The organism is Lactobacillus iners DSM 13335 (assembly GCF_000160875.1).
GTDB classification, from domain to species: Bacteria; Bacillota; Bacilli; order Lactobacillales; family Lactobacillaceae; genus Lactobacillus; species Lactobacillus iners.
In genome coordinates, this window is the sequence record NZ_GG700802.1 from 30,043 (window position 1) to 42,981 (window position 12,939).

The following is a 12,939-nucleotide window of genomic DNA, read 5'->3' on the forward strand; positions in this document are numbered from 1 at the left end:
CTTTTTTATCTTATTTACTGATTTTAGCTAAGTTTTGGTAGTTAGTTAACATCCAATCAAAATATGTAGTGTCATTAGGTATAGTTTCTCTTACTTTTAAGATTGGAATTTTATTTGCTTTAGCTTTTTTAATAAATGAATTGATAGTTGCACTATTAACTTGAGTATTGTTTACAAAGAAAGCAATTTTTTTAGTGGCAATCATCTTATTCATATGTTTAATGATTTTTGGACTTGGATCTGTTTCTTTTTCAACAGCTTCTTCAAATTCTGGATTGCCTATCTTGTATCCGGCTGCTATTAAAGCATAGTCAAATACTGGCTCACTTACTAATACTGGTTTTTTAATCGCTTTAATATTTTTGGCAATTTCTTGGATTTTAGCAATTTTTTTCAGATATTTTTGAGCATTATTTTTGTAGTAAGCACTATGTTTTTTATCCAGTGTGGATAAACGCTTAACCAGATATTTAACATATGCTTGTGGCATTTTGAGATTGTACCAAATATGTGGGTTAGCATCTGTTTTAAGGTGCATTAGATCTTCACCAACTCTAGTTATCTTTTTACCATTAGCTTTGGCTAATTTCTTCATCCAGCCATCGTAATCCATTCCATTTGCGATAATTATATCGGCGTGTTTTAAATCTTTAGCATCAGATGTTTTAGGTTCAAAATCATGAGGATCAACTGAACTGCTTTTGATAATCGCAGATGATATACCATACTTACCTACAATGTTTTTGGCAATATCAGCATAGACATTTGTTGATGAAACTATTGATATTTTTGAATTACTTTTATTTTCCTTAGTACAAGCGGTACATAATAAAATAATCATTCCTAAAAAAATACCGATTGTGCCTAATTTTTTAAAATTCACTTGAAAGCCTTCTTTCTAAAAACATATATTTAAGGATATAACTATACTTACTTTTAGTCAACAAAAAATAATGCAAATTTGTAGATTATTTACTGATTGTATCAACATTGTAAAAAAATGCTCTTATCAAAAAGAAGTATGATATTGAAGTGATGTGACCCCAAAACGTTAGACTTTTCGGGGTCACATCAAGATTGCTTATCATTTTTTTGAATAAATATTTGTATAAAGTTAATTGCTATTTGAAATTATCTTTACTATGAGGTATGATTTACAAGGTGAACTATATTAAAAAAAGAAAGAAGGATCCTTATGTCAGGACATTCAAAATGGCACAATATTCAAGGGCGTAAGAATGCACAAGACGCAAAAAAAGGTAAAATATTCCAAAAATTATCGCGTGAGCTTTTTATGGCTGCAAAGAGTGGTGGTCCTGACCCTTCAGGTAATCCTAGCTTGCGTTTAGTTATGGATAAAGCACGTGCGGCTAATATGCCTAAGTCAAATATTGAACGTGCTATTAAAAAGGCTGAAGGTAATTCAGATGAGCATTACGACGAAATTACTTATGAAGGTTATGCACCAGGTGGTGTGGCAGTTTTAGTAGAAGCATTAACTGATAATAAAAATAGAACTGCTTCAGCTGTGCGTGTTGCATTTACTCGTAATGGCGGTACAATGGGTGCAACTGGCTCTGTTGCATACATGTTTGATCGCAAGGGCTATATTGTTATTGATCGTTCAACTACAGATGCTGATGAAGATCAAGTTTTGATGGACGTTATGGATGCAGGCGGTGACGATTTGCAAGCTAGTGATGATGCATTTGAGATTTATACTGATCCTAAGGCATTCACTGGTGTAAGGGATGCATTAGAAAAAGCTGGCTATAAGCTTGCAGACGCTGAATTAACTATGGTTCCGCAGAATACTACAGCGGTTCCTGCAGAAAAGAAGGAACAATTTGAACGTTTGATCGATGCATTAGAAGATGATGATGATGTATCAAATGTTTATACTGCAGCAGCGGATGAAGATGAATAAGTAATATTACACGTAATAAAAACCTTTCTGGATTGCGATGCAACCACGGAAAGGTTTTTTTGTGTGCTTTTAATTAAAATAAAATTTCTTTCTTCTTTGGAATTGTTTTAGCAATGACTCTACCTTTATGAATAGAATATAAAACTTCACTATGTTCATTTAAAACTTGGTAGAAATTCTTACCATTTAATACAATCAAGTTCGCTGGTTTACCGACTTCGATGCCATAACGATCGCTAATATTTAGGACACGTGCTGCATTGTACGTTGAAAACCGATAGCTATTCATTATTTCTTTGTATCCCATCATATGTCCAACATGCAATCCCATATGAATAACATCTAAACAATTCCCGTCACCTAGCGGATACCAAGGATCAAAAATATCATCATGTCCCATTGCAACATTGTTACCATTGGCTAGTAATTCTTTGACTCTTGTCATCCCTCGACGTTTAGGATAGGTATCAATTCGTCCTTGTAAGTGTGTATTGACTAGCGGATTTGCAATAAAATTAATATCTGCTAAACGTAGTAAGCGAAATAGTTTTTGGACATAGGCATTATTATAGCTGTGCATTGCGGTAGTGTGTGAGGCAGTTACTTTTTGCTTGAGACCACTTTCTAAGGCGAGGCATGCTAAAGTTTCTAAACTTCTTGATTGATCATCATCAATTTCATCACAGTGAACATCGACTAAAACATTATATTTTAAGGCAAGATCAATTATTTTATGCAATGATTGTACTGAATATTCACGAGTAAATTCGTAATGAGGAATTCCTCCGATAACGTCTGCTCCCATTTTTAAGCATTCTTCTAACAATGTTGCTCCATTTGGAAAAGATAGAATTCCTTCTTGAGGAAAAGCACAAATTTGTAATTCAATCGTTCCCTTTAATTCTTCACGAACTTCTAATAGTGCTCGCATAGCAGTAAGATTTGGATCAGTTGAATCTACATGAGAACGTACAAATTGGATGCCATTACTTGCTTGTTTCTTAATTGCTTGAATTGCTCGTTTTTTAACATCTTCTACTGTTAAATCTTTTTTGCGTAGAGCCCACGTTTCGATGCCTTCAAAAAGAGTACCAGATTCATTCCACTTTGGTTGCCCGGCAGTTAATGCAGAATCAAGATGAACATGCGGTTCGATAAAGGGTGGTAGCACCAACTTGTAGTTTAAATCAATTACTTCTTCATTCGGTAATGGGGTTAAATGATCTGCAATAGCAGTAAAAGTTTCTTTTTCAATTCGAATATCTTGCGATTTAGTAGCATTTTCAATATAAGCATTTTTTAATAGCATGTCTGAATCTCCTATTTGTTTATTTTAATATATTGCAAAAGTAAATAACTAATAATAGCCGCAATTAGACTGTTAATAGGTGGAATCCCAATTTTAATAACACAACCAACGAAAGCACCAATAAAAATTGGACATAGAGCTGAAAGATTATAGTTAATTTGACATTCTTCAGTCTTGTAATTTGAGCGATGCATAAAATAGTCTACTACAATAATACTACCGATTGGCGGAATTAATGAGCTTAATAGTGATAGATATGTTGTGAAATGTTCAAATAAGAAGATGGAAAGTAAAGTACCGATTGTTCCAGCAATCATTGTCATTAGCTTCATGGAATTATTAGTGATATTTGCTAAAGAAATACCAGAAGCATATAAAGCGTTATTATTTGTTGACCAAATGTTCAGGCCTAAAGATAAAATCGCTGGTATTGCTAAGCCTTGCATAATTAGTGTGTCAAAGATATCAGCTTTACCAAAGGCAGCAGCTCCAGTAGCTCCGAAGATAAACATAAAAATATTTCCTACGAAAAATGCTATTACTGTTGCACTGATTGCCCCGATACTATTTTTAGAAAAACGAGTGAAGTTTGGCGTAGAAGTACCACCAGATATGAAATTACCAATAACTATACTCAAAGCCATCGCCATAGATAGTGGCTTGAGAGGATGATTGCTAAACATATTTTGTAAACTGCCACTTGTATGAAATGAAAGATATACTGAATAAAATCCGAGTACCGTTATAAGCGGAACTGCAATAATACCAAAGATGGAGAGAGCTTTAATTCCTTTTACGGACGTTAAAGTCATCAAAAATCCCATAATTAAAACTAGCAAATAAACATTCAAGTGGTAAAATGCGGCAACAGGGATAGCAAACATTGCTACGCCCACACCAAACCAACCTGTTTGAGTGATACCAATTACGAATGAAGCTAGGTGAGCACCCTTGTTACCGAATGTTTGCCTTGCTAGCAAATCTAGATTCATGCCAGTGTGTTGTCCAATATATGCTAAACAGCCTGTATATATAGCTAAAAATAAATTACCTAAAATAACTGCAATAATGAATTGTGATAAATTTAACCCTAATCCTAAATGACCACCTGCTGTCATACTTGGTGAAAAATATGTAAAACCGACCATTATAACGAGCATTTGCCAAAAATTTTTACGATTGCCTTTTACTCGACTGTGGGCATATTCTTGATCAATCTCATTTGCACGACTTTGATCGGGTTGGCTAATTTTTCCAAAATAATTTTTCATCTCTAAACTCCTTATTAAATCGTTAATCCTTCTATTTCAGTCTAAATTGCTAACAGTATAGCAGAGAGCTTTTTTGATGTAAAGATTAAATTGGATGTTTTTAGATTTATTATCGATTTAAGATACAAAAAAGCTACATTTTAAAATGTAGCTTTCTTTATTTCTATCTGTCTATATTTAAAACTATTTCTTTAATTTTTCATTGATTTGTTTAATATCATTTTTGATTAACTGGGCATTAATAAACCAGATTAAAACATAAATAAGGGTGAACATTATAGTGAATACTAATATATGTGGCAAATCAATAATAAACCAGTGAGCCATAAATGCTAGAGGTGTAAAAAAGATATAGTAGACAAAGAAGTTGACAATAGTTCTCTTTAATAAGGTCCATCGTTCAATTTGGAAAATTAAGGCTCCCATACTGAATACCAATCCCATTAAAGCCCAAAGTACAACTGAAAAGGTTACTGCATCGAGGGGACGAGCAAAATGGCTGGTAAAGACGGGAGTAGAAGGTAGGTATGTGTCAGCACCATTTAAATAGTCAAAAAATAATGAGATACATAAACCGATTGCAATACCTAAAAACATTCCTTTAATCGCACTTAATATATATTTTTTCATAATCCTAATCTCTCCTTTAAATTTTTGATTTTTCTACGTGAAATTGCTATACGCTCTTGATTCGTCAATACTACATCAATCGCACCATCATTTAGCAATACTAGATGATCGATATGCTTGAAATTGAAATAAGCACTGCGAGATGCTTCAATAAAGTCATTATTTAAAATTGCTTTGACTTCTTTCAGCGGCTTGCGACAACTATAATGTCTATTTTGCGTTGATATATCCAATTTTCGATCATCAGTTTGGATAATAAAAATATCATTTAAACTAATAGGTTTTAGTTGATCATCATAATAGCACCACAATACCTGATTATTATTGAGATATTGCAACATACTTTCCAAATTTGGTTTCATTTGTTTAACCCATATTTCGGCATGTTCTTCACTAATGGATGCATCTACATGTAAGTTGATTTTCATTACGTCCCTCCTGTTTTCTTTTGATAGAATAAGTATATCAGGTAAAATCGCAATTTATACTTAAGTTGTATAAATGGCATATTTTAAGTCATAAATGGCCATTATTTTGGCTCAGTTTGGTAATTAATGCACATTGAAAGGAAAAGTTAGATGTTAAAAATCAGAAATGCTGTTAAAGAGGATGTACCACGGATTATGGAGATATATTGTTATGCACAAGAATTTATGATTAAATGTGGCAATCCAACTCAATGGGGTCATAGCTACCCTACAAGAGAATTAATTGATCGTGATATTTTGAATCAGGCATGTAAAGTAGTCTACGATGAAACCGGAATACACGGGGTTGTTGCTTTATATGAAGGTATAGATCCTACATATGTGCATATTGAAGATGGATCTTGGCTTAATAATGATCCCTATATTACTATTCATCGAATTGCAAGTGATGGTCGGGTACATGGCGTCTTTAAAACTGTTGCCGATTATTGCAAAAATATGATTGATAATGTTAAGCTTGATACCCATGCCAACAATTTGATTATGCAGTCGCTAATTGCAAAAAATGGATTCACCAGATGCGGGATTATTCATGTTGATGATGGTTCTCCTAGAATTGCATATCAGTGGTCGAAAAAGTGATGAATTGCCCAGTTGATCACCTTTTTTATAAAAATCAAAAAGCTAAATTAATGTAATCAGTTTACTTTTATACTATAATAAGATTGAGTTATCATATAATAATTTAGCATGATGATTTTAATAATTGAAAAAATAATTTAGTATAGAGGTAATGATATATGGTAGGAAAAAATAATGAACTTAATAAATCAAGGCATATATTTGAACATATAAATCGTTACAGCATCAGAAAACTTAAGGTAGGTGTCGCTTCAGTCGCAATTGCTGGTTGTTTTGTTTTACCTATGGGTACCAACACGGTATCTGCGACGGAAGTAAAGACTGAGGATACTGTTAATAAACAAGAAAATAAAAAGTCTGCAACTGACACTAATGATAAAGAAACAAAACAGTCGGTAAATACTTCAACTGAATCTCTTCACAAAACACCTGATCATCAGGATCCTAAGAAAAAAGATCAGACTTCTAAGGAAAAAGATCATCAAGCTGTAACTAGTGAGATTAAGGACAAAAAACCTGAACAAAAGACAAAACAAGATACGCAGATTGATGAAACAAGTCATTCTAATAAAGTACCTGTTAATCAAAATCATCTAGAAGCAAAAGATCAATCAACTGCTAATGATCAAGTGACTAATGAAAAAAGTGGCAAAGTTTATAACTTGCGTTTTGTTTATACACTAAATGATAATGTCGTTTCGCAACTCTATCAGCCATATGAACTAACACTTACTGAAAGAGAACTTAACAAAAAAGACTTTGTTAAATATTTGGAAGTGCCTCATTTGGTAGGATATCGTACATACGCTGGAACTTATATCAAAAAAGATGGCAAATATGTTACAGCAACTGATTTAGATGAAAAAAAGACACATTATATCAAAATTGATGCCGCTTATATTAAAGAACATGCCAAAGCTGATTCAGCTGATAAAAGTGGCTTGCATTATAAAGGAATAGTTAATGTACCATATACACCAGAACAAAAAGTTTATTACGTTCGTCATTTAGTGCAAAAATTTGATAATCCTAATGAATTTGAAGATGTCAAGTTACCTGATTCTGTTTATAAAGTTACTAAGACAATTACCGAAAATGGTAAACAAAAACAGGTTGTATTAACTCGTAATTATGGAACTGTAGGTACGGTGGCATATGCTCAGCCAATCTTTATTCCAGGTTATCGTCCGGAAACTAACCTGCTTCGTTCTGCTTTACCAGATAGTGATCAGCCAGTAATATTTACTTTGCGTTATTATCGTGATAGTTATGAAGTCAAATATGACACGGATAATGGTACTAGCATACGTACTAAGCGAGTATACTACCAGCAACCAGTTACAGAGGTTGCTAATCCTACACGTCGCGGTTATGTATTTCAAGGCTGGACAGTTAGTGGATTATCAGATAGTGAACATTCAGGTTCCAAAATAAATAAGGAACAAAAGTTTACAAGTATTAAATCGATGCCAGCTAATGGAGTCACCTTTAAAGCACACTGGAAAGCAGTTGAAAAAGCTGAGTATACAGTTAACGTTTGGGCTCAAAAAGCAGATCTTGTCGATTATGCTCATCCAGATAATATTGTGAACTATGACTTTGTCGGACGTGTTAAGCGAACTGTTGATACATTTGCTAAAAATGGTGATGGTTCAGTAGATGAATCTAAACCGACTACAATTGATGATCCTCATATAGAGCAAACAGAAATAGAAAAGATGGCTTTCCCTGATACAGTAGAAAGCGATCGTAAGACTGCTGCTGAGTTTGGAAAGTACTACGTCTTAAATGACAGATTTACTAAAGTAATGAACCACTTAATGGTGGATAAGAAAACAGGCAAAACGACACTTAAGTTTACTCAGCCAGATGCACGACACCAGAGTCGTGCGATCATCCGTCCAGAAGGCGACACAGTGCTAGATCTGATTTATGATCGCAAACCTTATGATCTGATTTTTGCTAAAGGGGATGTTGCAAAGGGTGTTGATACTTCTACTAGTGGTGTTGATAGTGGTTACAATACACCAATTGTCAAACCGGATGCTGAAGGAAAATGGGTAACTTATTGGTATGATAATACTGCTCAGCCAGATTTTGATAAGAATGGTGATTTTCAATTTGACGAGCGAAATATTGTCAAAATGAAGCCTAGAACAGATGGCAAGACACTTTATTCGCCTTATGTCGTCAGAGCACGCTATGGTGCGTCATTACAATATCGCTGGCCAATAGAATCAGAAGTCAGAATGCAGCGACGTGAAGGTGTTGATCTTGATACACATGGTGATCCTACTAGAGGGTCAGATGATGCCATTGGATTTTTGGGCTTTGTATTGAAAAACAAAGCTGAAAAGGGTAAAAGTGAATATGCTGAATATGGTGCATATAGGGATACGCCACCTTATCGAGTAACCAAGGCCTTTTTGGGAGGAACGGATTCTTTACCTAATCCACATCTTACTTTGTATGGGAAACCATTGAAATCCAATTGGCGGTTGCTGACGACAGATTTAACTGATTTAAGGCTAAACAGAGGTAAAGTTGAACCACAAAAAGTGATTATCAGGTTGGAAACTGATCAATCAGCTAAGAAAAATGATGATAAGGATCGTCATTATGCCTTCTCATTGGAATCCTATTCCAAAAATGACACAAGCAACGACTATACGTTTAACTGTCCGCTGATTAAAGGTTATCAGGTAATTCCAGAAGATGCTAAGCAAAAAGCTGAACAAGTTGATGCTGACGATATGAATGACAAGCTTGATAATATGATGGAAGAAGATTATGAGAACTATCAAAAAGATCATCCTGATTATGAGGGATCTTTAGAGGATTACAAGTTGCTAGTTCTTTCAGGTAATCAACGCTGGCAATATGAGTTTTATTTACGCCATCATCCTGAATATCTTCCTGAATTAAAACCGATGGTAGCAGATTATGTAGCTAAGCATCCGGGTCGTCACAAGAATGATTTCTTTAATTTATTAATTAGTGGCCGTTTAACTGGAGATAAGGACCAAGTCCAAAAAGCTTATGAACAATTAGAAGCTGGTTTTACCCGATATAAGCAATTAAGTGAAGATATTAATAATTATGTTAAAGAGTCTTATGAACAATATAAGAAAGATTGGGTAGCAAAAGGTGGTGACGAATCTGATATTGAGCCAGATGATCCAGATGATCCAGATCATCTTTCATCAGGAAGCCCTGTTTTGGAGTTACCTGAATATAAGCGTTGGGTTTTAGGTAATCGTAAGTTACTTGATAAAGATCATCCTTTAGACGAGATGTATGAGGATTATAAAACTAAGCATCCTGATTTTTTAGGAAGTCCGACAGATTTTACTTTTCTATTTGAGCAACATGCATCACCTATTTATTATACTAAGTATAATTCTACTGATAAGTTGGATGATCCATTGAATATGGATGCTGAACCTTATGAGAAGAATATGTTATTAGTTTATAGGTATAAGCGTTGTCACTATAAGCTGAAATTCTTTGGTAGTAGGGATGCTGATACGGCACTTGCTGAAGAAGACCATCCTTATAGCGAAAATATTAGAAATGCTTCGTATAATAATGAAGTGAAGGTCGTTCCACTTAAGGCCAATGATCCTAAACATAATCTACCTTATCAATGGGAATTTAGAGGTCAAACAATTACTAGACCAACTTATTTACCAGAAGATTACGTCTTTAAAGGTTGGGCACTGGATGCTGGTGGTACGCAGCCTTTAATTCCAAGTGGCTTTACTAAAGAAGAACAAAAGAATCTAACACCAATTGGGATGCCTGAAGGAGGCTTAGCTCTTTATCCAATATGGGGACCTTCTGAAGTTAAACATAAAGTGACCATCAATTATTGGGGCAATAAGTCCTATGATATGGAGTTAGTTCATGATCAGATTTTACATGAGCATGAGAAACCAGAAGGAACGGATGACCCCTTCTTGAAAGATCCGCCGCATTAGAAAGGTTATGCCTTTACTGGTTGGGTAATTGAGGTTAAAGGTAAAGATGGCAAGGTGCAAGAGCATCCATATGCTTTTGATAATCCAGTGGTTGAAGATATGACATTGAAGGCAAAATATGTGCCAGATGTGCGTGTGACAGCAACTATCCATCATTATTTACTCAAGCCTGGTGAAACAATCAAAGCTTATTATGACCTCTTTAAGCAAGAACAAGACCTAGATAAGCAAATAACTGCTTGCACTGATGCAAACAAGGTTAATGAATTGCGTGCTACAAAATCAGAATTGACCAAGAAACGAATGGCGATGGTTGATATAGATGCTGTGCAGACAATAGATAATTTGCGACCTGATGCAGCTTATTCTGCTCAGGCAGTTTATGAAGGACCACAATATTTCCCAGATACACAATTTGACCAGATTACTGTTAACAAAGATGCAAAGAAGAATGTTGCTTGGTTTGTTTACCAAGTATTTGGACAAAACGTGTATAAAGTTCAGTATCATGATGCGAATGGAAAGGATATTTTACCACCGCAGACGATTAGAACAGGTAATCTTGATTGGGATGTTGCTACAGCACCGCAAATTCAAGGTTATCGCTTTAACAAAGTAAGCGTACCTGACCGAGATGCCAAAGATAAGCAAAAAGATGACACACATCCACAAGGACAAATGACATTTGAAGTGACTCCAGAAGGTAACGGAGTTAATAAAGTATATAATGTTATTTTCACCTATGATGATGTACGGATATTGAAGCGAAAAGATCAATCACAAGCAACTCCAGCAGGTTATCAGCGGATTTATTACAACACTGATGGCAACGGAAAATTAGTAACTACTGATGATAAAGACAAGCAACCTGTAGCTAATTTGACTTATGATGTTGTTGACGGTTTGCAGAATGGGTTGTTGCCAGATATTAAACCACAGGCCAACCCAGGTTATCGCTTTGTCCGTTGGGATCCAGCTGTACCAGATACATTGGCTTCAGTTAAATCACGAACTTACACTGCAATTTTTGAACCAGATATTAGCACGAGAAAAGATAATCCATATATCATTAGCGTTGGTGATCCATTACCAGATGCTAAAGAGTTATTAGCAGGTGCAAAAAATCTGCCAAAAGATGTAAAAGTAGCTTATGTTGAGGGTCAAGGACAGCTTAATGGAGACTTTATTGTACCAAACGGTGCCAAAGTACCTGATCGCACTTATGTTGATCGTCCAGTTAAGTTGTTGATTAACTATGATGCAGTCGATGACGCAGGAAAAACTAGTCACAGGACAATTAAGTTAGATACCACTTTAACTGTGGTGAACCCTGTAGTAGCTCAATCTAGAATCTTGTCTGCTGATTTGAGTGATCAAGATCAAAAGAATAGCGGAATTGATAAGCATACGCTAGCTGTCGATCGCTATATTCGCACGCACTATAAGCTCGTTACTTTTGATGCTAAACAAAATGGTGATTTTGCTAGTCCTGACGTGGAGCGTAGTTACTATGTGAAGCCAGATGCCGAAGTCATTATTCCAAGACCTGGAGTGATAGCTAAAGCTGGTTATGATTTCAGTGGTTGGAAACAAGGAAATACGTCTTATTCCAAGGTAGTGAAGGGTAAATTCAGTGATAAGACGACCATTGTAGCGGACTATCGGGCACATGCGATGACGCTTAAGCCAATGATTCTGAGTGTTGGTGATCAGGCACCAGAAGCTAAGGCATTGGTAACTAATAGTGATAAGTTGTCTGATGCTGCTAAGTTTAGTTATAGTGGGTCTGCCCCAACTACACAAAAAGCAGGTAAACAACAAGTTACAGTTGTTAATACAGATGGTGTTCAGGAGTCAACTACCATTCAAGTGATTGATAATATCGTTTCTAATAATCAATTCCAAGGTTTGAGTGAAGCAGAAAAGGCTTATATTAAGGCACATTATAAGCGAATTGTCTTTTCAGCTGGTCAACATGGTCAATTTGATCCTAAAGATGAAACTGTCTATTATGTAAATCCTGATCGTGTACATGATCTTAGCAAGTTAGCTCCGCATGTAACAGCTAAGATGGGATATAAGCAAGGAAATGGTTTAGCTAATACAGGATTTAGTTGCAAGTTGAAGGATGTTCGTTTCGATTATGATACAGACATTGCAGCTACTTATCAGGAAGTTGATCCGACGACCAAGCATTTGATTATTAGACAAGGGATGTCTTTGCCGAAGGCGAGTGAATTCATTGAGTCTCTACCTCAAGGTACAGATGTTGCTTACAACTTTGAATCAGAGTCTGCTCAAAAATATGCTCAAGATGAAGTAGGACATACTAAAGTTATTCCGTTAACATTGACTTATAAACAAGCAGATAAAATTACAAGAACAGCTCATTGTGTAGCATATCTTACTGTTTTGCCGTCTGTGATTGCTCAAGGATCTGAAACTGCACCCGATTGTGTGGACTACATTAAGAAGAATTATCATACGATCACCTTTGATGCAGGTAAAGATGGGCAATTGAATGGTGCAACAACATACTTTGTTGATCCTGATCGTGAAGTAGATTTGACTTCTATTCAACCAGGTGTGACAGCCAATACTGGTCAGCAGTTTAGCGGTTGGAATAAGAAACTTAAGGGTAGATTTACTCAGAATACGACCTTTGAAGCTACTTATCGTCAAGCTCCGAAACCAGAACCGTGTCCAGTATGTCCAATACCTAAGCCAGAACCGAAGAAGGGAACCTTCAAGG

Annotated in this window: 9 protein-coding genes; 4 read left to right on the plus strand and 5 right to left on the minus strand. The window is 35.4% G+C overall.

Annotated features, from left to right (window positions below):
* Window positions 1-10 precede the first annotated feature (10 nt).
* Window positions 11-883: a metal ABC transporter solute-binding protein, Zn/Mn family gene (locus HMPREF0520_RS00990; RefSeq protein ID WP_006729033.1), complete on the minus strand. Its 873-nt coding sequence runs from the start codon at window positions 881-883 to the stop codon at window positions 11-13.
* 312 nt (window positions 884-1,195) lie between these two features.
* On the opposite strand from HMPREF0520_RS00990, the gene HMPREF0520_RS00995 reads away from it, so the two are divergent.
* Window positions 1,196-1,927 carry a YebC/PmpR family DNA-binding transcriptional regulator gene (locus HMPREF0520_RS00995; protein ID WP_006729034.1) on the plus strand — a complete coding sequence of 244 codons (732 nt, stop codon included), beginning with the start codon at window positions 1,196-1,198 and terminating at the stop codon, window positions 1,925-1,927.
* A 73-nt stretch (window positions 1,928-2,000) separates the two neighbouring features.
* Here the strand turns inward: HMPREF0520_RS00995 and codA are convergent, their stop codons facing one another.
* The 4 genes from codA to HMPREF0520_RS01015 all read right to left on the minus strand — a co-directional run bounded on the left by codA (window position 2,001) and on the right by HMPREF0520_RS01015 (window position 5,565).
* Complete coding sequence (gene codA, locus HMPREF0520_RS01000; protein WP_006729035.1) at window positions 2,001-3,236, minus strand: cytosine deaminase; 1,236 nt, start codon at window positions 3,234-3,236, stop codon at window positions 2,001-2,003.
* A gap of 11 nt (window positions 3,237-3,247) precedes the next feature.
* Complete coding sequence (gene codB, locus HMPREF0520_RS01005; RefSeq protein WP_006729036.1) at window positions 3,248-4,507, minus strand: cytosine permease; 1,260 nt, start codon at window positions 4,505-4,507, stop codon at window positions 3,248-3,250.
* 183 nt (window positions 4,508-4,690) lie between these two features.
* Window positions 4,691-5,137, minus strand: coding sequence for a DUF3021 domain-containing protein (locus HMPREF0520_RS01010; protein ID WP_006729037.1), 447 nt, complete (start codon window positions 5,135-5,137; stop codon window positions 4,691-4,693).
* The gene (locus HMPREF0520_RS01015; protein WP_006729038.1) at window positions 5,134-5,565 is read right to left on the minus strand and encodes a LytTR family DNA-binding domain-containing protein; all 432 of its coding nucleotides are present in this window, start codon (window positions 5,563-5,565) and stop codon (window positions 5,134-5,136) included. The genes HMPREF0520_RS01010 and HMPREF0520_RS01015 overlap by 4 nt, the downstream gene beginning before the upstream one ends.
* Before the next feature lie 150 nt (window positions 5,566-5,715).
* Here HMPREF0520_RS01015 and HMPREF0520_RS01020 point away from each other — a divergent pair, with 150 nt between their 5' ends.
* The 3 genes from HMPREF0520_RS01020 to HMPREF0520_RS01030 form a co-directional block, all read left to right on the plus strand.
* Window positions 5,716-6,207, plus strand: coding sequence for an acetyltransferase (locus HMPREF0520_RS01020; RefSeq protein ID WP_006729039.1), 492 nt, complete (start codon window positions 5,716-5,718; stop codon window positions 6,205-6,207).
* Window positions 6,208-6,365: 158 nt separating this feature from the next.
* Window positions 6,366-10,187: a YSIRK-type signal peptide-containing protein gene (locus HMPREF0520_RS01025; RefSeq protein WP_006729040.1), complete on the plus strand. Its 3,822-nt coding sequence runs from the start codon at window positions 6,366-6,368 to the stop codon at window positions 10,185-10,187.
* 54 nt (window positions 10,188-10,241) lie between these two features.
* Window positions 10,242-12,939 (plus strand): InlB B-repeat-containing protein (locus HMPREF0520_RS01030; RefSeq protein WP_006729041.1); only part of this gene is annotated, 2,698 nt, incomplete at its 3' end.